The 22664-nt window shown below is 45.0% G+C and carries 15 protein-coding genes; 5 read left to right on the top strand and 10 right to left on the bottom strand.

Annotated elements, in window-relative coordinates:
* The first annotated feature begins 5 nt into the window (after positions 1–5).
* On the top strand, positions 6–3248 hold the full coding sequence (locus tag CLV25_RS07660) for a UvrD-helicase domain-containing protein (RefSeq protein ID WP_131839053.1): 3243 nt from the start codon (positions 6–8) through the stop codon (positions 3246–3248).
* Positions 3249–3701: 453 nt separating this feature from the next.
* On the opposite strand, the gene CLV25_RS07655 is transcribed toward CLV25_RS07660, so the two are convergent.
* The 3 genes from CLV25_RS07655 to CLV25_RS07645 form a co-directional block, all read right to left on the bottom strand.
* Positions 3702–5105, bottom strand: coding sequence for a hypothetical protein (locus tag CLV25_RS07655; RefSeq protein WP_131839052.1), 1404 nt, complete (start codon positions 5103–5105; stop codon positions 3702–3704).
* Positions 5106–5306: 201 nt separating this feature from the next.
* Positions 5307–6716, bottom strand: a complete 1410-nt coding sequence (locus CLV25_RS07650) for an amidophosphoribosyltransferase (protein WP_131839051.1) — start codon at positions 6714–6716, stop codon at positions 5307–5309.
* A gap of 752 nt (positions 6717–7468) precedes the next feature.
* Positions 7469–8212: a DUF6261 family protein gene (locus CLV25_RS07645; RefSeq protein ID WP_131839050.1), complete on the bottom strand. Its 744-nt coding sequence runs from the start codon at positions 8210–8212 to the stop codon at positions 7469–7471.
* Between the two features lie 203 nt (positions 8213–8415).
* On the opposite strand from CLV25_RS07645, the gene CLV25_RS07640 reads away from it, so the two are divergent.
* Positions 8416–8793 (top strand): hypothetical protein, encoded by a 378-nt coding sequence (locus CLV25_RS07640; protein WP_131839049.1) that lies wholly within the window; start codon positions 8416–8418, stop codon positions 8791–8793.
* A 314-nt stretch (positions 8794–9107) separates the two neighbouring features.
* Entirely contained in the window at positions 9108–9395 is a 288-nt protein-coding gene (locus tag CLV25_RS07635; protein WP_131839048.1) for a DUF3795 domain-containing protein, read from the top strand.
* 791 nt (positions 9396–10186) lie between these two features.
* On the opposite strand, the gene CLV25_RS07630 is transcribed toward CLV25_RS07635, so the two are convergent.
* Entirely contained in the window at positions 10187–11773 is a 1587-nt protein-coding gene (locus tag CLV25_RS07630; protein WP_131839047.1) for a sialidase family protein, read from the bottom strand.
* 278 nt (positions 11774–12051) lie between these two features.
* Between CLV25_RS07630 and CLV25_RS07625 the strand changes: the two genes are divergently transcribed.
* Complete coding sequence (locus CLV25_RS07625) at positions 12052–12306, top strand: DUF2007-related protein (protein ID WP_131839046.1); 255 nt, start codon at positions 12052–12054, stop codon at positions 12304–12306.
* 114 nt (positions 12307–12420) lie between these two features.
* Here the strand turns inward: CLV25_RS07625 and CLV25_RS07620 are convergent, their stop codons facing one another.
* From CLV25_RS07620 to CLV25_RS07595, 6 genes are all read right to left on the bottom strand, one after another.
* Positions 12421–13092 (bottom strand): hypothetical protein, encoded by a 672-nt coding sequence (locus tag CLV25_RS07620; protein WP_131839045.1) that lies wholly within the window; start codon positions 13090–13092, stop codon positions 12421–12423.
* Positions 13093–13438: 346 nt separating this feature from the next.
* Positions 13439–14362: an EamA family transporter RarD gene (rarD, locus tag CLV25_RS07615; RefSeq protein ID WP_131839044.1), complete on the bottom strand. Its 924-nt coding sequence runs from the start codon at positions 14360–14362 to the stop codon at positions 13439–13441.
* A 219-nt stretch (positions 14363–14581) separates the two neighbouring features.
* Entirely contained in the window at positions 14582–15517 is a 936-nt protein-coding gene (locus tag CLV25_RS07610; protein ID WP_131839043.1) for an ROK family protein, read from the bottom strand.
* 145 nt (positions 15518–15662) lie between these two features.
* Positions 15663–16817 carry a XylR family transcriptional regulator gene (locus tag CLV25_RS07605; RefSeq protein ID WP_131839042.1) on the bottom strand — a complete coding sequence of 385 codons (1155 nt, stop codon included), beginning with the start codon at positions 16815–16817 and terminating at the stop codon, positions 15663–15665.
* A gap of 158 nt (positions 16818–16975) precedes the next feature.
* Entirely contained in the window at positions 16976–18232 is a 1257-nt protein-coding gene (locus tag CLV25_RS07600) for a 4Fe-4S binding protein (RefSeq protein WP_131839041.1), read from the bottom strand.
* A 168-nt stretch (positions 18233–18400) separates the two neighbouring features.
* Positions 18401–19939 carry an OmpP1/FadL family transporter gene (locus CLV25_RS07595; protein ID WP_131839040.1) on the bottom strand — a complete coding sequence of 513 codons (1539 nt, stop codon included), beginning with the start codon at positions 19937–19939 and terminating at the stop codon, positions 18401–18403.
* 491 nt (positions 19940–20430) lie between these two features.
* Here CLV25_RS07595 and CLV25_RS07590 point away from each other — a divergent pair, with 491 nt between their 5' ends.
* Entirely contained in the window at positions 20431–22479 is a 2049-nt protein-coding gene (locus CLV25_RS07590) for a prolyl oligopeptidase family serine peptidase (protein WP_131839039.1), read from the top strand.
* Positions 22480–22664 lie beyond the last annotated feature (185 nt).

Raw genomic sequence — 22664 nt, 5'->3', positions numbered from 1 at the left:
CAAGTATGTCGAAGCTCATAGTCTACAACGCCTCAGCAGGATCGGGAAAAACCTACACCCTAGCCCGCGAGTATATCCTCCAAATTATTCGTCGCCCGATGGAGTACCGAGCCATACTGGCGGTAACATTTACCAACAAGGCAACCGAGGAGATGAAGACGCGCATCATCGAGGAGTTGCACGCCCTTGCGAAGTACCGCCGTGGCGAAGGCCGTGAGCCCAACTACCTTTCCGTACTTGTTGATATGCTAAAAGGTGAGCAGGGGCAGCAGCAAACGCTTTGGGATGATGATAGCGCTCGCATAGAGTACGAAAAGGAGGTGAGCCGGCGGGCGCAGCTGGTGCTCACCAGCATTCTGCACGACTACTCCAACTTCGCCATCTCTACCATCGACAAGTTCTTCCAGAAGGTAGTGCGCAACTTTGTTCGCGAGCTCAACATCCAGCCGGGCTATGCGCTGGAGCTGGATAGCGACAGGGTGCTCTCGTTGGCCGTTGATAAGGTTTTGGAGAACCTGCACGAGGACGAGCAGCTGCAGCGCTGGCTTTTCGATTTGGTGGAGGAACGTCTTAACGAGGGCGATAGCTGGGAGCTTTCGGGCATCCTTACCGACCTCGGTCAGCAGCTGATGCGCGAGGACTTCCGCCAGCAGCCCGAATCGTTCTTCGAGAAGATTGGGAACAAGGAGTTTCTCGATGGCTACTACCGCAAGCTGGTTGCCAAGAGCAAGGAAGCCGAGCAGGAGTACAAGGAGACAGGCGCTAGTGCCGTTCGCTACCTCGAAAACAACGGCATAAAGCTGGAGGATATCCCCGGTGGCAGCCGCAGCTTTGCCACCATCTTCTTTAAGGCGATGGAGGGTGTTGTGCCATCGTCCTATAAATCGGCTACCGATGCCCTTAACAACCCCGACAAGTGGATGGGCAAATCGAAGCCTAAGATGACCGACGCGGTTTACAGCCAGCTAAATCCTCTTTTAGGAAAAATACTAGACTATATAGAGCGCGAGCGTAACACCTACGCTGTCGCCATCAAAAACTTCCGAACGCTGGGCGTGCTTGCCGACATCGATCGTCAGGTGCGCGAGCTGGCATCGGAGGATAACCTATTGCTGATATCGGACACCAACCATATCATCAACAAGCTGATTGAGGGGAGCGATGCGCCCTTTATCTACGAGAAAATGGGCAACCGTTTCGGCTCGTACCTTATTGATGAATTCCAGGACACCTCCAAGCAGCAGTACGCCAACTTCAAACCATTGTTGGAGAACAGCATTGGCGAGGGAGGGTACGCCATGGTGGTGGGCGACGTGAAGCAGAACATCTACCGCTGGCGTAACGGCGATTGGCGTACGTTGGGCATTAGCGTGATTGAGGATTTTAAACCCGAAAAGATATCGCTCGACACCAACTTCCGCAGCAAGCGCAACGTGGTGGAGTTCAACAACGCGGTGTTTCCCATTATGGCTACTGCCTTACAGGATAAGATGGCGGCAGAGGGAATTGATAACAACGAGATCGGCAAGGTTTACGAAGACGTTTCCCAAAATGTTCTCAATGTCGAGAGCAAGCGCGGCGGATATATCCATATCGAAAAGGTTAATGGCGATTCCGTTTTGCCCGATGGCTCAGCGAATGAGTTGAACTCCTCCGAGCGGGCGCAATTGGTGATGCAGAAGCTGGTGGAACGAATCTCCGAGCTGCAGGATGTGCAGCGCTACAATCCATCGGATATTGCCGTACTCGTTCGTAGGCAAAGCGAGGGGCAAATGGTAGCCGAGGCGCTGCTAGAAGCCCGTAATGCCTCGGAACCCGAAAGGGCCAACCGCTTTAGCTTCATCTCGCAAGGTGCGCTTTACCTTTCGTCGTCGAATGCGGTAAACCTTATCGTTTCCATACTTCGCCTTTCCATCAACCCTGCCGATGCGATTAGCGCAGCGCTGGTTTCCTACATCGAGAAGCTGGAAAAGGATTTGCCCATTGCTCACGGCTACTTCGAGAATGCAGTCAGCGAACGTGTAACGGCGCTAATCGATCGCATAGCCAACCTTCCGCTGCCCGAAGCGGTAGAGTGCATCATCTCCGAGTATCGCCTAAACGAAATTGTGGACGAGCTGCCCTTTATTGGGGGCTTTGCCGATGTGGTGCTGGGCTTCGCCACCCAAAAGGTGTCGGATGCAACCTCGTTTGTGGAGTGGTGGGACGAGCGCGGCTTGCGTACAGAGCTCTATCTGCCCAATCAGGAGGAGGCAATTACCATTATGACCGTGCACAAGTCGAAGGGGCTACAGTATAAGGTTGTCCTAATTCCATTTTTTAACTGGGATTACGAGCCGGCAACCGGTAGCCGCAAGACAACGCTATGGGTAGACGGCGAACCTGTTGCCATAGATGGCGATAAACTAGAAGCAATCCCAGTAGAGTACGGCTCGTCGTTGAAAAAGAGCGCCTTTGCCAAGGAAGCCAACGAGGAGCAGCAGCAGAGCTACATCGACAACATCAACCTTGCCTACGTTGCGCTTACCCGTGCCGAGCAGGAACTGTACTTGTACATCCCATTAAGGGTAAATAGGAAGGAGCACATAGGAACCTTACTCTTCGACGCTGCTGTTTCGATCCCCAGCGCAACGATTGTGGAGCCAGCCGAGGGCGAGGAGCCATCCATCATCACCTTTGGCGAAAAGGGAAGTGGAGCGGGAGCATCCGTAAAGGAGAATCGCGGCAATACCCTTTCGCTTACTACCTATCGAATCGGTAAGCCGCTCTCGAAGATTAAGCAGAGCTACTCCACCACGCTGGCAGAGGGGAGCGGAAACCTAAAGAAAGGGCTGCTGATGCACCGTCTGTTCTCCCTGATTAATACCCAAGATGATGTTGATTCTGCTCTTGATGCATTGGTTGAGGAGGGGCTTATGGTGGTGGACGAGCAGGAGTCTATAAAGAAACAGGTTCTTGGCAAGCTCGCCAACCCCACCATTGCCGAATGGTTCAGCGGAAAGCATGCCATAGTAGCCGAAGGAGATATTATCCTCCCCGGCGAGGAGTACCGGGTTCGCCGTCCCGACCGCGTGATGATGGGCAACAACGAAACCGTTGTGGTAGACTTTAAGTTTGGCGAGGTGGAAGACCCCAAGCACCGCTACCAGGTTTTCGGCTACATCAACACGCTACGTAAGATGGGCTATCCCAACGTAAAGGGCTACATCTGGTACTTCGACCACGATGGGGTGGTGGAACTAGACTAACTGATCTTTCGCTTTTTAGATGCTATCGAATGTACATCACTTTGCACTGGTCACTCGTATGTTCTAATTCAAGAGGTGTACGTATATTCTTTTTCTGTTCTTTTTGAAGACCAAAAAGAACCAAAAAGTCTTGGCACGAATTAACTCGCTCGGTCGCGGGAGGGGCATTATCACTTCAAATTAGCTTCTAGTCCTTTCAGTGTTACTATCCTGATTGGCGTTGTGGTAGCTCCGCTCGCTCGAACAGAATTCGTGCCTGCCTGGTATGCCCCGTTGACCCCGTTGGCGGGATGTCGGCTTTACGCCTCCAGCTACGCCATGGTGTTTACGGAGAAATGTTTCCTGATAGCATAATGTTTTCCTGCCGTCTATAGGTTATTTGGTATCTGATCGTCTTATTCTAATAGACATTATACCCTCCCCAATACAAAGATAGACGAGATACAACCACAATTAGACCAGCTGTTGTCCGGGTATTTGCGCCTGCTTGCTTGCAAGTGGTAGCAGCATAGGTTGCTCCTCCATTTGAATTGGTATTGGAGTAAGCGACACCTCTTTTGCTTGTTCTATCTCCTGCTGCTCGGTAAGGCTGAGCTGCTCCTCCTCCTGCTTCTTCTGGATGTACTCTAGGATGAACGACGGATCGTGCAGGCTCGCCTCCCGATCGAGGCATACGCACTTGATTTCTTCGTAAAGATCAACAAGGTGTCCAAGCTTGGCATCCTCAAGCAGCTTAACCAACTCGGGTTTTGAAGCGATGTCGGAGTTGATAAAGGTGCTCAGCTTGTCGATGCAAAGGTACTTCTTGTCGAGCTTCTTAAAGCCGGTTAGCTTGTTCAGAAGCATTCCTTCCGGCGTTCCCTCCTGCGTTATAAATAGGAAGGTGGTTACCACCAGAATGGAGTCTACGTAGTGGGCTACAAGGTAGCCCAACTTTCGGTTGTAGAAAAGAACGGGGATGAGGTATCTGTCGTCGCTTATGTGCTTTACCTTGGTTGTTTCTATCACCGATTTTGCCGAAAAGTAGAACTGCATTTCATTAAGGATGTAGTCCAAGCGCTCGTTCATCCGGTTAAGCGCGTGCTTTTGGATGAATACGCGAACAGGTGTATCGCCAACTTTTTTGAGGAACTTTGGAGGAATGGCGCACCACTTTAGCTCGCCTTCAAGCGAAGCGTAGGCCATCTCGAACACCTCCCTTTTTTTTCCATCGATAACCACATGCTTTCGGTTGGGCGCTATGGTTTTGTAGTAGATAACTACTGGAGAGCACCACGAGTCGTAAATCGTTTTTTTATCGTTATTCTTGACGTCGAATTCAAAGGATTCGTATTCGACATACCCATCGATGGGGTTGGACATCCACGATGACGAAAAGTTTATGTGGTACTGAAGCGTGCTAAATACGCTGTCCCATTGCTCCTCCGTAAAGCTGATCATTTCGCTAAACGCCCTCCTTGCTTCCTCGTCATTGATCTTCTCGAGATACGAGCTGATGTGGAGGTGTAAGGTCATCAGGTAAATGATAAACTCTTTGTTTGTTACAGCAGAACCATTAGGGTAGGGCGTTTTGTGATCCAGCTGTAGAACGTAAGAAAGATAGTTCTTCATGTATCCTGAATCCTCTTTGCTAAGCTTGTCTTTACCCAATGGTTCTATCCTTACGGAGGATATTCGAACCTTTATCATGCTGTTGACCACACTATTAGGAAGGCGGTTAAAGGGGGCCAGCAGATTTATTCGTTGTAGAAATTCCGTTAGCCCTTTCCGATACTCATTCTCCTGCTTCTTGAAAACATCCTTAGCAGTCGGCTTATGCTGCTGCGCATTCGCTTTCTTTTTTTTATTCTTTGCCATGCCTATACGAGTGATTAGATGTATACTGTACTAAAAATATTAAAACAATACTAAAAAATGGGGGTTTTGATACGTTTTTATTTGAAATATTTTAAAAATTATTTTTGATCCACTGGTTACGATGGTCTCGAAATAGAAGTCAAAGGGCAAAAAAAAATCCTGCAATAGGCAGGATTCTTCTTATATGGCGTGTTGGTTTTTCTACTCGAAGTAGCTCGATCCATCCCAACAGTGCGTGCAGAGTTTCTCCTTGGGAAGGCCGATTGCCTCTACGAGGTCGTCGAGATTTTGGAAGGTTAGGGTGGTTAGGCCAAGCTCCTCCCTAATCTTATCGACCATGGCAGCATACTTCTCGCTGTTGCAGTCGGAATACTCCTTCATATCTACGCCTTCGCGGTTTTCGAGGTCGCGTACAGCGCGGTGAGTAGCGAGGGCGAGGCTGGAGCGAGAGCTGCTGAAGTTCAGGAACTCGCAAGGGTAGGTTAGGGGAGGACAGGCGATGCGCATGTTTACCTCCTTAATTCCTGCATCATGCAGGTCTACCACGTTATCCTTTAGCTGCGTACCGCGAACAATGGAGTCGTCGAGGAAGATACCCCTTTTGCCGCTGATAACCGATTTGTTGGGGATCAGCTTCATCTTGGCAACTAGGTCGCGCATGTTCTGGTTCTGTGGCATAAAGCTGCGTGGCCATGTGGGCGTATACTTAGAGTATGGACGCTTCAACGGAATTCCGGTAGCATGGCTATATCCCATTGCATGACCAATTCCCGAGTCGGGAATGCCAGCAACGAAGTCGGCTTCTACTGGATTATTCTTTGCAAGGGCAGCCCCACAGCGGTATCTTGTTTCATCAACATTTATTCCTTCGTAGAATGATGGTGGATATCCGTAGTAAACCCAAAGGAACGAGCAAACCTGCATCTTAGCGTTTGGCTTACGCAGCTGCTCGTAACCATCGGCGGTGATACGTACAACTTCACCCGGTCCTACGTACTTCTCGATTTCGTAGCCTAGGTTCGAAAAGGCGCAGGTCTCGAATGCCGCACCGAAGCCGTTCTCCTTCTTACCAATAATAATAGGCGTACGGCCCAGCTTATCGCGAGCGGCAAGAAGACCCTGGTCGGTTAGTACCAGCATCGAGCAAGAGCCCTTCACCTTGTTGTATACGTTTTCAATCCCCGAAAGGAAATCGGTTCCTTCGGCAATTAGCATGGCAACCAGCTCGGTGGCGTTAACTGCGCCCTGGCTTGTTTCCGAAAAGGTGTGGTGCTTGTCGAGGAAGTAGGCCTCTAGCTCGGCAATGTTTACAATTTTACTAACGGTTGCAACGGCAAAGCGCCCAAGGTGCGAGCTAACCAGAATGGGTTGAGCCTCGGTATCGCTGATTACCCCAATTCCGCTATTCCCCGAGAAGTTCTTAATGTCGTTCTCGAACTTATTGCGGAAGTACCCATCCTCTAGGCTGTGAATCGACCTCTGAAATCCCTTTTGCTTCGATAAAAAGGCTAGCCCCGCCCTTTTCGTTCCTAGGTGCGAATGGTAGTCGGTACCGTAGAATACATCTGCCACGCAATCGTCCGTAGATATGCTGCCAAAAAAGCCACTCATTGTTAAGGTGTTTTGTGTTTTTTTAATAGGATGGGAAATTAGCTGGTTTTTGGCTAATAACAAAAGAGCAGAGGCTGTAAATCGCATCAGATTTTAGGCTAATGTTGGAGGCTTTCTTTGAAAGAACCTTTATGATGTGACTTAATTTTAATGGATATGTCTTTTTTGATTGCGATTCTTTAGTTAACCAAACAAGGGGGTATTCAGGGATGACGCTTTTAAAGTTTCGTCTTTCATAAAAGAGTTAGACGTTAAGGGATTAGCATATAGCAACGCAATGCATATCCCCCGCTGGCGGGGGCAGGGGGTGGAAAATGCATGTTTATGGTAAAAATGCGATGCTTATTATTAACGTAAATTCGATGTAAGAAGTAATGGTAAAAGCAAAGGTTGCTAAGGGAGTATTCCCCTCCTTTTTAAGGAGGGGTGCCCGAAGGGCGGGGTGGTTTAAGTCGAAATAGTAAGAAACTATCTGATTTTTCAACTACAACCACCCCCGGCTGCGCCGACCCCTCCTTGAAAAGGAGGGGAGTCGCGCTGATTTTACCTTTGCTAACCATATATTGGGATTCATTTTTTATATCGAACTCACGTTATTATTACTATACGCAGCCGAAAATCCACCCCCTAACCCCCGCCAGCGGGGGATAACCTTCGAAATGGAGTCGGTGACAATTTGTAAAAATGAAATCCCTGAGGGGGCATCCACCCCCTTTTTCTCTATTGCTATTTCTTATATGGCAAGAGTAGCGCTACTCCTTATTCTTCTTACTCTCCCGCTTCTTCTTGAGGGCTGCCTGCCGCAGCGCCTCACTCTTCACGAGCTTGGTGTTGTGGATGGCGATTAGCTTATTCAGCTTGCTCCAAACGCTGTCGGGCGACTCTTTGGCCCTTGTCTCTACAAAGAGTAGCACGTCGCGCATCTCCATCATAAACCTTTTGCGGATGCTGGAGGCGAAAACAGTTTTGTTGCTCTCGGCATCTTTAGCGATGCTCTTTAAGAGCACCTCCCCATACTCGGTCTGGTTCCTTATCAGCTGCTGCAGCTTGGCCGTTAGCAGCAACGTTGCCACGGCATCGGTGTACTCCTCCTGCTTTACATCCTCAATAAAGCTCGAAACCATGCCGCTTGCGCCACTATAGCTACTCTTTGCGAACTCGGCTTTATACTTGTTAAAGAGCGCTAGCAACTTTTGCGCAGCGTCCCTTTCAGCGTCATCATCGGAGTAGAGGAAGCTCTGTATAACATGGTAGATGGACCTGAATGTTCGGCTTCTTTGTAGTACAATTTCGCTCAGCATATCGGTGTAGGGGTTCTTCCGAACCTGCTTATAGCCCTCCTCCATTTTATTTAGCGTAACCCGAAACGTTTGGTAGGTGTTAGATTCGAGCAGCTCGGATAATTTGGCCGATACTAGAATAACATCCAGCTGCTGGGCATATCCCATTAGGGAATCGAGCAAGCAGCTCCGTAGAAAAGTTTGAAATTTGGCCATTACTTGCTAGCTATTTTGGTTTTTAGTTGATGTTGATGGCTGCTATTGCCCTCTATACGCGATAGAATGCCTATTCGACGTTCAGCAGTAACCATTTCTTTCATCCAAAACATATCTTTGAGCACCAATCTACCCTCCGAAAAAAAGTAAATAGGACAGTTGTATCGAAAATTGCCATTCCTAAAAGTGTAACTAGGACGTATATGGGTGTAGCAACCAATCCAAAAAGTATAAGCAGCGCATTTGTAGCAAAAAGTACCATTCCAAAAAGTGTAAATGGAGCAAATGGTGCCAAAAGTGCTATTCCAAAAAATGTAAAAGGAGAAATGCATGGCAAAAGAGCCAGTACAAAAAGTAGAAGTAGAACAATCACGAGCGAAGTATACATTCGCAAAAATGTAAATGGTGCTTTAGCATATAAAGAACGTACCTCGACATATGTAAATGGCATATTCGAGGTTAGAGCATCCTGTTCATATAGTATTCTAGGTTTCATTCGCATCACGATAGCTACATTCATCTGTTTAGATGGTACTATTCAAGCCCATTTACCCTTCCAGCTAATAATGAAAGTACATTAGCTAAGAAAGATGTATGTAAGCTATAATTATTTTACGATAATCGCAAGCAAAGTATAGGAAATATTTCCGTAATATGCTTATTGATACCGTTTACTAGCCCAAAGTGCTCTGTAAAACCTGAAAATATTCCTAAAAATTACTTAACGTATGGATATATTTGTTATGTTCGATAGGCAATAAGCAGTTCATTTGAGGCTTTTGTTTTAGATGGCTGTTTTTTATATGTAACTACAAGTAATAGGATGATTAACGAAGGAATTACCTTCGCCTAGCGAGAAAAAAGCAAGCCTATTATCATATTAAATAAAAGCACGATGAAAGTAATTAGTATCTGTGGGGTAGATTGTACTACCTGTGGCGAGTATGGCAAAACCTGCAATGGATGTGATGCCATTAAAGGAAAAGTGTTTTGGGCTCCGTATATGGAATTAGACTGCTGTCCAATATACCGCTGCTGCAAGGATGAAAAGAAGTTTGAGCATTGCGGTAAATGCAGCCAGCTGCCCTGCCAGCTTTACATAGACACCCGCGATCCTTCCTATAGCGAGGAAAAACATCTGGAAGGCGTAAAGGAACGGGTAAAGATTTTGAAGGCGCTGTAGATACTTTAATTGAACGACGTATAGTATAAGCGGTAGGTTTGGCGAAGTTGGCGTCTTTGTAGAGGTTTGGTGGCAGATACTATGCTATCTCTTCATAATGCTACTCCATAACGGTGTAAAGTAATCCGTGAAATCAGGGTAATCCGATTAATCGGTGATTCAGACAGCAAGTAATACGGGCTAAATGCCTAATTGAGATTAGGCATACCTTATTCCGAGCATAACGTGCAAAAGAATACCCTCTACTATGCGAAGTTTAATTTAACGCGCTAGGCTCAGTGGTATTTGTAATACCGTCGAATATAAGTAGCAATCTTTAACCGCTACATGATGGCTGCTTACTATTAGAGGTTAATAGTTAATTGTGGGTTGAAAGACTTTTCTATGCATCCATAAGCATTAATTTGCTAAACCATTAAGCATTTATTCATCTGGTATTTATGTCTATACTTTAAAAAAAGTATGAGGATTGGTGTAACGTTAAACTTTTTATTGCTACTTTAGGCGACTAATTATAAATCGTAATCCATAGAAGGAATTATTAAGAAAGCATTTTTTCTTTACCCGTATTTCTTGGGTGCGATTTGCTGATTCTACTATGTTGCTGAATGAAACCACTAGAATTACTAGTTGGTTGTCTATTTGCAAGTGCTTAAGCGCCTCTAATAGTGCTGCAAAGTGCTATAGGTGCTATGAATAGGTCTATTACTGCCCTACTATATTTTTTGCAACAAAAATCCCTGCCGCAGCTATTTGTGGCAGGGATTAACTTATGTAGAAATGCTACTTATTTAGTAGGCATCAGCGCCATTGGTTAGCCATTTTAGCGAGAAGTTTACGAATACCATTCTATACGGTATAGATTCATCCTCTTCTATGTACGCTCCAATAGTTCCATCAGGAAGAACTGTTAGCGAAGAGTACGCCGAAGTTCCTGCACAAAGCGTTTTCTTTATCGGCCAAGTCTGGCCTTCGTCGTAGCTTAGGAATACGGTAACATTTTTACGCGTAGCATCGTTAGGGAGCGTGTGTAGGAGACGATTTTTAGAATGGCCATCAAGTGTAGAGGTATAACGAATGATATCACCATTGCAGGCATTTCCCCAGATATCAGCCCACGAGTTTCTTTGCCCCCATGTAACGCCGCCATCGGATGATTTAGCCCAAAGCCTATTGCCGCTTATACGGCTACTCATTAGGATATCTCCATTGTTAAGCTCCACAACTTTTGCTTCATCTCCACCGGCTATAGCTCGGCTCGAAACTTTCCATGTTTCGCCTTCATCGTCGGAATAGTAGGCGTAGTTTTGCAGCGAATTGCCAAGGTTAGGCTCAACAACAGCACCTACAACCATGATGCGACCCGAACGGGTGCATAGGCCATGCCCCGAACCACAAAAGGACGCTTTCCACTGTTTTCTTATAGGATCTGCACATCCTGCACCAAATATTTGGTTGGTAATATCTCTAGAAGGCGTCCATGTAATGCCATTATCGTTGCTGGTAGATACGTAGGTGCGAATTGGATTGGCTGCTGTTGATGTCCAAAGCCCAACACCCCCAACAAAAACGGCAATCAGCTTGCCACTTTTTGCCTTGATGATAACAGCATCGCCATATCCGGCATTACGTCCTAAACCTTGAGCAACCATTACCGGTTCCGACCATGTTTTTCCTCCATCGGTGCTTCGGCGAGCTACAATGTCGATATCTTCGGGTAAATCCGTAGAGTTATACTTTCTCTTATCGGTAAGCGTAACCAGTGATCCATCGGCAGCAGTTGCTATTGCAGGAATCCGGTAGTTGGTCGAACCAAAATCGCCAGGTCCAAATACCTGCGTGCGTGCTAAAAGAATTATTCTATTGCCCGTTGGATTTCCTCCGGTAACCGTATAGGTTTCGCTAGGGGTTGTTATCGATAGTACCGACGCGTCAACCGCGTTTCCTTCTACGGCATTCTCCTTAAGCTTATAGGTAACCCAAAAAATGTTCATCCCGTTTTGCACTTTTCCTGTGGTGCTAATAGAAATGTTGCCCTTTGCCGGATTGGCTTTCCCTATTAAAGAAGTAGAAGGTTTTTTAATATCAAAGAAGTCGATAGATCCGGTGGCGTAAACCTTAATGGCTTCAACATCATTAATGTCCGACGTGCCATCCATGTTTATTACGATGTTTTTGAGATCGAATGAAGAATTGGAACCCGTTGCTATAACCTTAACTTTAAGGATAACCTCGTTGTCGTTTCCCCTACCGGTATAGTTGGATTCTTGAGAAACCGTTACCGTGGAAATCTTTGTAGATGGCGTTTGTTCGGACGAATTTTTGGAACAAGCAACCAAAAGCATAAGCAAAATGGATAATGAATGAAGCATTTTCATTGTAGTGGAACTTTTTTTGGTGTTTATCTGTCATTTTGCAGCAAATATAGTCGGATAATTTATCAAATATCAAGATGATCCTAAGGCCTGCGTGATATAGTTTTGGTAAAGGAAATTCGTATTTAGGGACCATACCTTGTAAATGGAAGATCATGCATCGAAGCCATCATCTCTTATTCTATTCTGTTTGCTTATTCTACAATTTTGATTTTAAAAGCATCTAAAAAAAACTATTTAACAGGATGATTATTCTATCTTAGCGTATAAAATCATTTACTATGAGCATAAATAACAAATTAGAACCGGTTGAAGTTTTTGCAGGAACAGCATGGCAAGCCGAAATGGTTAAAAGCCTTCTTGAAAATGCCGAGATAGAAGCATTTATAATGGATGAAATAGTAGGAACTCTAAGCCCTTGGTATACATCAGGAGGTGGAGCCGGTGCTGTAAAGGTGTTTGTTTCGTCGCTTGATTACGAGAAAGCGAAGCTTGTTGTGGCCGATTACGAGCAGAATTTACAAAATAAAGGCTAAGCAAAATACGTAGCGCTTTTTTCTATAAGTAAGAATTACGATGTTGGTATCTATTCTGAATGGATGCCTTGGGGTAAATTTTGCTTATTCGAGTGTATAAATGCTATGTGTGTTCTACCTCGAAGGTTGCGTAGGTTTTAGGTTAATGTAGTAGCCCAAGCCAATAGAGGTGTTAAAAAAGTACATCTTTACCTTGCTTCGCGTGGCAGCAAATGGAGATTCGGGCTCTGTACTTAGCGTTCCTATCGAACCAACTAGTCCTGGCATGGTAAGCCCTGCATTGGCAACTCCGTAGAAGCCCTTTTTGCCTAGCGGGATTTTTAGGCAAATATCTACATTCCAGTTAAGTTGAAAGGATGGTTTAAAACTATCGATACGGTATTCTAGCTTGCGTGTCGTGTTCATCGTATGCGCTAAAGGGATAGTTCCATTAAAGCTTATACTAGACATAACACCGTACCTATTATCCCATCTTCCTTTACGTATAGTCGATAAATGAGCTTGAGCCTCTACTTTTAGGAGCATCATTTGTGCTGTTAACAGCCCTTGCATATAGTCGTTTGCTACTTTTCCCAAACCAATATCTAGCGAATAGTAGCCTAACGTACCTTGTATCTGAAGGTAGTTTGCCATATAGCCCATAGTTACGTATATAGGATAGCTATTTTTAAACCCGGGAATGAGGTGTAGCTTTTTGTCGAAAGAGAGGGTGTCAATACCTCCTACAAGTTCTGCCTGATTCTTGCTTGGTCCAAATCCACTAAGCACTCCGTACTTAACTTCCATAAAGAAGTATTTGCTTTGCTTTTTCTGTGCGACGGTGTCAATAGAAATGACAATTAGCACAGTAAGCAACGCTATTGCTAATATTGGTGTAGCTTGTTTTTTATACCTATCCACGATGAGTCTCTGTTGCTATTAGAGAAACAACGAACGCAATCGCTTAGTTTATCGTTTACGCAATATGAAGGAAGGGGGTAGATTCAGTGAAACATTTCTCTGTTTGTGAATTCAGTCTATAGGGTATTCTATTGGCTGCTGAATGACATCTTTGTTTGGGGAAGGAGAATGTAGGAGTAGTAAAAACGAGGCCATTTAGCCCCGTTATCTGCTGCTATAAGCTATTTTGAAATTAGACATTCCTTCGAAGCTTAGAAAGCACATCCTTTCGTGAGAAGGTATAGATGGCAAGCGCTATCCAGATAAGCCCAAAGCTGATTTGGTAGGCCAGCGTAAAAGGTTCGTTATAGATGAAGATGCCAATTATAAGGCTTAAGCTTGGCGAAAGGTATTGTACAAATCCTAATGTGGTAAGCGACACTCGTTTGGTTCCTTGAGCAAAAAGAAGCAGAGGAACAGAGGTAACAACCCCTGTGAGAAGTATCATCAGAATCATTCCGTACGAAAGATTGCTGTAGGTAGCTGCAGTTCCGCTTACCTGCATGTAAAGGTATCCTAGTGCTAAAGGTGCTACTACCATAGTTTCGGCTGCTAATCCGGTTAACGGAGATAGGCTAGAAAGTTTTTTTACCAAACTGTAACATGCAAACGAAATGGCCAGCGAAATGGCAACCCAAGGCACTTGTCCAAATTGGTAGGTGAGCAAGCCAACGCCAAACAGAGCAAGGATAATGGCTATTATTTGCCAAATATCGCTTTTTTCGCGTAAAACTACTATCCCTAAAAGGATGGTAAGTAGCGGGTTGATGTAGTATCCTAAGCTCGCTTCTACAATATGGTTATTGTTTACGGCCCAGATGTATATTAACCAATTGGCGCTAATTAGTATAGCTGCGACTGTTACTGCTAGTATACTTTTCGTATTCGAAAAGGCTTGACGAAATTCACTCCAACGTTTCATGCTGCTTATGATCGCTGCAAGAAAAACAAAGGACCAAAAAATACGATGTGCAAGAATATCTCCTGACGGAATCTGCTTCATTACCTTCCAGTATATGGGCAGTATTCCCCAAATAAAATATGCCGCTATTGGATATATGATGCCTGCATTCCCACGATGCTTGGAAGAGATTGCTGTTATTGTTTTAGCTTGCATTGTTGGCAGTCTTTTTGTTGAAAGGTACTATAACCTTTAGTAAAACGGGGCAATTTACAATTTCTGATTAAAAAATAAGCCCCGATGGCATCAGAAAGACGTGATCGGGGCTTGCTTGCGTGTTTGAATAATAGTCTATGCTACACCTTGTTTAAATAATAGTAATTGTCTCTTCACTCTAACACCTTTTTTATAGTAGCATTTTACATAGTAGTCATATTACATCTTAGAAAGAAGCGGCTGTACATGTTTCCAAAAATCTTCGTCGAAAAGGCGAGCGCTACCAATAAATGCAGCATCCTCCATTAGCTCGGATCTATGAACCTCTGTTGAACAACCGTTAGCCTTAAGAGCCTCCTCCAGCGATTCTCCAAAGTGCCTGTAAGCCTTTGAAATATTACCTCCAATGACAAGTGCTTCTGCTCCAAACTTGTTCATCCAAGGTGCTAGAAGTTCTCCTAGGTTGTTGCCAAACTCGATAAATACCTGTTTGGCAATTTTGTTAGTTTCTGCCTCGTCGGCAATTTGTTTTACGCCGCTTACTTCAACTCCGCTTAGCTCGAGGTAGCGTTTAATACACCACCTTGTAGAGAAGTAAGCATCTGCGATATCGTCTTTGTATGGTAAATGCCAAACGCAGCCCATTTCGGGAACCTCGTTTCCTTCTACTACCGGAATTCCATTGGCAATAAAGGCTGATCCAAAGCCAGTACCAAGGGTTATAGATAGCGTACGGGTGTATGCTTTACCCATGCCAAACCAATCTTCGCCAACGGCAAAGGCTGTGGCATCGTTCATAAACCGAATTCCGCTTTGGGAGTCGATTTTTAGTCGTTTACGTAGCTCATCAACAACATTAATTCCGTGAAGCTTCTCAAACTTGTCATTTTGAGAAGTGAAAAGGGCAATCCCTTTTTCGTAGTCAAAAGGTCCTGGCATTGCAAAACCAATGCCGGCCAATTCTTTGGCAGTAATGTGTGCCAAAGACTGATTTATGGCTGCGGCCCAGCTGTCAAGAATATCGGTAGCTTCTGCTTTGTTGTTAACCACCTCGGAAGCAAATGTCCCTTCAACAAGGTTTTTGCTGTCTAAATCAATGATGGCGCAACTTATATGACTTCCTCCAATATCTGCCCCAATGGCATACTTCCTCATCTCTCGTCTCTCTTTTTTTGATATAGTCATCTCAACTTAATATCGATTCTACCAAGAAAAATATCAAGTTGTTTATGCAAATGTAGGTTAATGCTACGGTGCGAACATGATTGATTGCGCAATAATGCTGTTGATTTGCGCAATTTTACTTTTTGTTCTTACGAAATTCGGATGGAGTGCAGCCCATAACTCTTTTAAAGAGCCTACTTAAGTTTTCTACACTGTTGAAATTGAGATGGAAAGCGATTTCTTTGATGGTTTTTTCGCTATTGTCTAAAAGGTTGCAAACGTTTTCGATGCGAACCATGCAAATGAAGTCGTGAATGGTTTGATTGAGCAAACTATCAAAACGCAGCTCGAGAGATCGGCGAGAGAGGCGTGTCGCATTAACAACTTCCTCTACCGTGATGTCACGCTTAGGTGCATTCTTTTTTATGAAGGTTATTGCGTTGTGTACGTTTTCGTCAGCAATTGCATACTCGTCCGATGATTTTCGTCGTACAATCATGCGCGGGTACGAAATGATTGGATCGGCAATTAGCGAGTTGCTTAGCATCATTTGATGGAGCGTTTTTGCGCTAAGGTAACCGCTGCGTTCGGCATCTTGATCGACACTAGAGAGGGTTGGGTTGCTTAGCTCGCAGATAAATCGGTCGTTATCGACGCCAATTATAGAGACATCGCTCGGTATCTTTAGGTTGGCGATGTGAATGGCCTCAACAAGCAGCTGACTGTACTCATCGGAGGCAGCCATTATAGCAAGAGGTAGCTTCTGGTCTGCAAGCCATTTTGCAAGTGCAGCGGGGCGATCCTCCCAGTGCAATGATGCTATTTCGTTGGGAATAGGGACATAGTTTCGGTTTTCGTCTCCTTTAATAGCCCTTTCGAAGGCTATCTGTCGTTCTGTTGACCAGTAGAAATGGCTGTCACCGAAGAATGAGAAGTTGCGAAATCCCTTGTGGATAAACTCGGATGCAACCATTTCGCCAATCATCTCGTTTTCGCAGTAGATGTTGGTAACGCCAGCAATGCGCTCGTAGTGCGGCGAAATAATTATTGGTTTCTTAAGCGAAAGAAGCTTCTCCCAACCAGGATTTCCGCGGGCAATGATGCCATCGGGTTGCCAACGGATTATCTTCTTGATTTGGCGCTTAGTCTCTTCTTTCTCAAGATAGTGAGGTGCCTCGTAGAAGAACTCCCACTTTTGTATCTCGTTCGAAAAGTTGAGGATGCCCTGAATAACATCGCGGTCGTACTGGCGCGACAAATCGAAAAATAGGGCAACTCGGTACTTTTTCATCTTTTTGAAAGAAACGGCTTAGATCTTGGTCTTCAAAAGTACATTTTTAAGCGAATATAATGTGCACCTAGTATAGTTCATGTATGCACTTATTTCGAAAAATGAAGGTCCATTTTATAGGATACCTTCATTTTTCTTATGCTTGTGCGATTACCTGTTTATGCAAATATGGAGGAAGCAAGGAAGATTAGTACGGCAATTGCTGCGACTACAAGTGCAATTAGGTGGGTTTGGAAGGTTACTTTCTTAGGAAAGATGTCTTTACCCTCTTTGCGGAAGAAGTCGATAAGAGCACCTGTGGGGCAGAAGAATCGGCACCAAGCGCGAGGAATGAATATTGACAAAAGGAGAAATGCGGCAGACATTACGATTACCCCCTTAGATGCTGATGCGAATAGAAATAGCGTAAAGGGTTCGGCATTGGTAACATCAATGGTAGATCCAAATAAGGCTATGCCTAATACAAAAAGCATGACCTTGGTGCGGGTATGGCTTAAAATGGTGGTAACGCTTTTGGGTAATTCCAACTTTTTAGGGTTTATCTTTCCCAACAACTCTTGCGAAGCGCCAAAGGGGCAAACGTAGGTGCAGTAGAAGTTCTTTCCAAAGAGGAAAGGGAGCATAAAGGCGAGTATCGCCATGGTTACAAATATGATTTGGTTTTTTAGAGATACTCCTTGAATAAACCATCCCCCGATTAGCTTTATGGATAGAAATGAACCATAGGCTATTCCTAGTACGCCAATCGACAGAATAAGCAGCGTAATACGGTACTTATTCATTTGTTTAGGAAAACAGTAGAAGGCTAGGGCGTAAAGCAGTACTAGTAGAATAGAACAATAGGTTACGATCATTTTTATATCGGCTTTGCGGGCAACGGCTGTGGCTTTGCTATATTCCGCTAAGCGCTGTTTTACAGTTTCATTTATGGCTGTAGACGAATAGGTTGCTCCAGATACGGCATCCATGTCCATAGCTACTGCTTGGTTGACTGAAAGACCATTCCATTTTTTTAGAAATCCTTTGGCTACTACTACATCTATAAAACTTGGGGTTTCGTCGTTAGGAAGAAGCCCAAGTGCTTTAACATTATCGTTCTTGTCGAGTGCAATAACCATTGGTATTGGCCCACTATAGCCTATGATTTTGCTGGTGGTTTGCTGTGCGATTACTGCTTTACCAACAGTAATGCTATTCTTGTCTTTCAGGATCCATTGCTCTGCGCCATCATTTTCTATCGCGGTTACTTCCGGTACGATCTCTTTAAGGCAGGATAGTATATCGTTATTTGCTACCAATACTGTTTGTCCTTTGGTCTTGCTGCTGTTTTCAATGCTCCTGATTCCTATAAGAGATATAATTACAAGCAATACGATTAGCTGGGGAAACTTAGCTCTTATGTTTGAAAATCTCATGGTAATTTGTGGTTTAGTGAGGCAAATGTATAAAAGGGTTTTTTATAAGATGTAAATATCTTGTTAAAGCTGTAGCAAAAGTACGTAGTGGGTAAAAAAGAAACGCCTCGAGGTGTTTCGAGGCGTTTACGGTCATGGGAATATGCTCAAATGAGGAAGACTCTTTGGCTAGAAATGGTAGTCAAACCCAATTGAGAATCCCATATTGCTCTTTTTGTAGGTTTCTTTAATGCTACCTACGTTGGTGTAGTTAATCATACGTGTTCCCTCTACGTACTGTGTGTAGAGCATGGCCATATTCAAGGTTAGCTTATTGGTTACCTTATATCCCGTACCGAAGCCAACAGAGTGCGAGGATAGGCTGTAGCTAATGTCCGATTGGTAGCCTTGCCCAGCTCCTGTTTGTACATAAAGGAAGCCCCCGCTTACAAGCATTTTTTCGGTAACGTTGTACTCCATACCAAATGCCAACTCGTAAAGGTTATCGGTAATAAACTTTTCCTTGCCATCCCAGTTGGCATCCTTGTCGAAGTAGTGGGTTAGCGATGCAGAAACCTTTAAATCAGGAATGATTTTGTAGTCGATACCGGCTGCTAGAATTGCTGGAAGATCGCTGTTGGTTTCTTTCCCATCAGCGTAACTTCCAGTTCCATCGATTTTAGTATCGTTCTTTATCTTGAGTTTAGTGGCAAATTCGTAACGAATACCAATGTTGATGTTGCTTGTAGGAGTAAGGTTTACACCGATAATTGGGGTAACTCCTGTTCCTGTTTGCTTAACGTCTACGTACTTGTCGGCTGTTTTTGCCGCATTGGCGTTAAAGGCATTGCTGATTCCGGTATAGGTGGCCTGGATTGTTGCAATGGTCATTGTAGGGTTGTAGCTGCTGCCTAGACCTCCTGATATTTGGGCAACCTGAGCAGGGGTAAGCGCTCCTGCTGCTTGCGCCTGCTGAAGCGTTAGCCCTCCTGCATTACCTGCAATTAGGGGCTGTAGCGATGCTGCAGCACCAGCAGCGTTTGTCGCCAAAGCTTTGAAGAACTCGGGAGCGCTAATAAAGCCTCCAGAAGGGTTTGCAGGGCTAATAGGGTTGATCTTTATATCGCGCAGATAGCCGTCGTAGGTGTTTTTGGAGTAGGAAAGGCGAGCCCCTGCCGATACGCTTAGCCATTCGTTTACTTTGTAACTAGCTCCAAGCTGGCCGCCATAGATTACAGAGGTTCCGTCGAAGGCCATGTCTCGGGTATACATTGTAGTTGGAATACCCTTTTGGCTTAGCAGAACAGGTAAGTTGGCAACTTCAGTCTCGAACGAAGGAAGTCCGTTGTTGAAGGTTGCTTTTCCTCCACCTCCGGTAGGTCCGAACCCGGCAAAGATTGCCCAGTTGTCTTTTTTGTAAGCGGCAAAAAAGGTTGGGAAGATGGGGGTGGTTACATCGCCAGCATAGCTGTTGTTGTTGAGGTAGGGATAGTCGTTCTCAATAGTTCGTTTTTGAAAAAGAAACTGGTTGTTGAAAGAGAGATGGAATCCATCTTTTAGAAGTGTCAGTCCTGCAGGGTTATAGTAAACGGCATCCATCTCGGTTGATGCATTGCGCGACAACATACGAACGTATTGCGCACTTTGGTTCGAATTGGTTAGAATGCCACCTGCATTGGCTGCTGCTGCTCCGCTAGCAAGCGCTAGCAAAAGGATCATTTTTCTCATATTATAGGAGGATTGATAAACACTCTTTTTGAGTATTCCTAGGATTAAACCCAGAAGTACTAGTACATGTTTAGGAACGACTGAGCGTTCCTACTTGAATGACGAATCAAATTCGGATAACTTGGATCTGATAGCCCTTGGAGATTCCAAGGCTAGAGTGGGTGTGTAGCGGAATTCTAATCTTTCCGATAGATGATCTATTACAGATCTTAGCTGATGTTGAAGTGACCTTTCTGAGAATTCGGAAAAGTTTGTTTGTACGGCAGCATAATCCAAATACGCAATCAAGTGACTTGTGTACGTATCGTTTAATTAAAACAACGTAGGCTGTAACCGCTAAATATAGGCGTACTTTCAACATTGGATGCAAATGTATAAAAATTAGAATGATATTCACTTTGGGTTAAAAATATTAACATTTAAGTAGCCTTCTGGAAGGATGCAAGCTATGCTCTTTTCGCAATATCTTTACCAAACAATTCGTACTGTAAATGAAACCCTATCCTCATACTAAAAAGGAATCCATATCCGACAGCTACTTTGGTACCATAGTTGCCGATCCCTACCGTTGGCTCGAAGACGATAGCTCGGAAGCAACACAAGAGTGGGTTAAGGCTCAAAATTGTGTTACAGAAGGCTACTTGTCTCAAATCCCCTTCCGAAGCGCCATTAAGGAGCGTCTTACCCAAATTTGGGACTACCCAAAGTATGGTACACCATTTAAGGAGGGTGACTACTACTTCTTCTTTAAAAACAGTGGTCTTCAAAACCAGAGCGTGCTTTACCTCCAGCGTGGGTTGGATGATGAACCGGAAGTTTTTCTTGATCCTAACACGTTTTCAGAAGACGGAACGGTTGCTCTTAGCGGCATCTCCTTTTCCAATGATGGGAGGTACTTGGCCTACTCAATCTCGGTATCTGGGTCTGATTGGGTAGAGATACGTGTTATTGAGGTGGCAACTAAGCAGCATTTACCCGATGTTATAAGCTGGGTAAAGTTCTCGAACGCACAGTGGAAGGGTGATGGGTTTTACTATAGCCGATACGATGCTCCAAAAGAGGGAACAGAGTACTCCGGTTCCAATGAATTCCAAAAGGTGTACTACCACAAGCTAGGCGATGAACAATCGAGCGATACCTTAATCTACGAAGATAGAGACCATCCCCTACGATATTTTAATGCTCGTGTTACCGAAGATGAACGATACCTTTTTATATATGTATCGGAAGGAACACATGGAACGGAGCTGTACTGGAAAGACCTTTCTGCCGATGATGACCTTAAGCTGCTATTTCCCGGATTTCAATTTGACTATACTATTATAGATAATGATGGCGAAAGGCTAATCGTTTACACCAACCATGGCGCATCGCGGTACCGGGTGGTGCTGGTCGATCCGAATAATCCGCACGAGCAGCATTGGCAAACGCTTATCCCCGAGGCCGACGACCTGCTTGAAGGTGTTACAAAGGGCGGAGGTAAGCTATTCGCCTTCTACCTGAAGGATGCTGCAACGCGCATTTTTGAGTACGATCGTTGTGGCGAACGTATAAAGGAGATTCCGCTTCCGGGAATTGGAGCTGCAGCTGGGCTTTCCGGCAAAAAGGCCGATGCGCTACTGTTCTACTCGGTTACAAGTTTTACCAATCCTGCAGCCATCTATAAGTATGATGTGGAATTGGGAGAAAGTTCCGCATATCGTTCAACGGAAGTTGTATTTGATCCTGAATGCTTCGAAACCAGTCAGGTTTTCTATGCCAGCAAGGATGGTACAAAGGTCCCGATGTTCATCATCCATAAGAAAGGAATTGATCTTGATGGTGCTAATCCAGCACTGCTCTACGGCTATGGCGGATTCAACATTAGCCTAACCCCAGCGTTTAGCCCTTCGCGGATAGCGTTTTTGGAGAATGGTGGCGTATATGCGGTGGCAAACCTTCGAGGAGGCGGTGAGTACGGCGAGGAGTGGCATCGGGCTGGTATGCTGGAGAAGAAGCAAAACGTGTTCGACGATTTTATTGCCGCAGCCGAGTTCCTGATTGCCCAAAAGTACACCTCGCCCCATCGGCTGGCCATTGCAGGAGGCTCTAATGGTGGCCTGCTGGTTGGTGCTGCCATGACCCAGCGGCCCGAACTCTTTAGGGTTGCCATCCCTCAAGTGGGCGTGCTCGATATGCTGCGCTACCACCGCTTTACCATTGGCTGGGGCTGGGTGGTAGAGTATGGAAGCAGCGATAGCCAAGAGCAGTTCGAGTATCTCTACCGTTACTCTCCTCTACATAATATTAAGGATGGGGCTACCTATCCGGCAACGCTTATCATGACTGCCGACCACGACGATCGTGTGGTGCCTGCCCATTCGTTTAAGTTTGCCGCCACTTTACAGGAAATGGCTGCAGGAGTTAATCCTGCGCTTATTCGCATTGAAACAAAGGCTGGACATGGAGCCGGTAAGCCAACCTCGAAGGTGATAGATGAGGCTGCCGATATGTGGGCATTCCTTTTTTATAATGTTGAATTCGAACCTAAGCAATTTTAAAGCTCAAATTGGCAACCGCAAGCTAGCTAAAAGGGGTTCTTTTAAAAGGTCTAATGCGTTTGTCCAAAAGCTGGCGAGCTCTCAACCAAGAGCTCGCCAGCTTTTATCTAAGAGCTCGTCAGCTTTCAAACAAAAGCTCGCCAGCTTTTAGTCAAGAGCTCGCGAGCTTTTTAAGCTACGGATTA

It is taken from the genome of Acetobacteroides hydrogenigenes, from assembly GCF_004340205.1.
Taxonomy (GTDB): domain Bacteria; phylum Bacteroidota; class Bacteroidia; order Bacteroidales; family ZOR0009; genus Acetobacteroides; species Acetobacteroides hydrogenigenes.
Note: the sequence above shows the minus strand (reverse complement) of the source record. Positions and strands in the feature narration are given on the sequence as shown.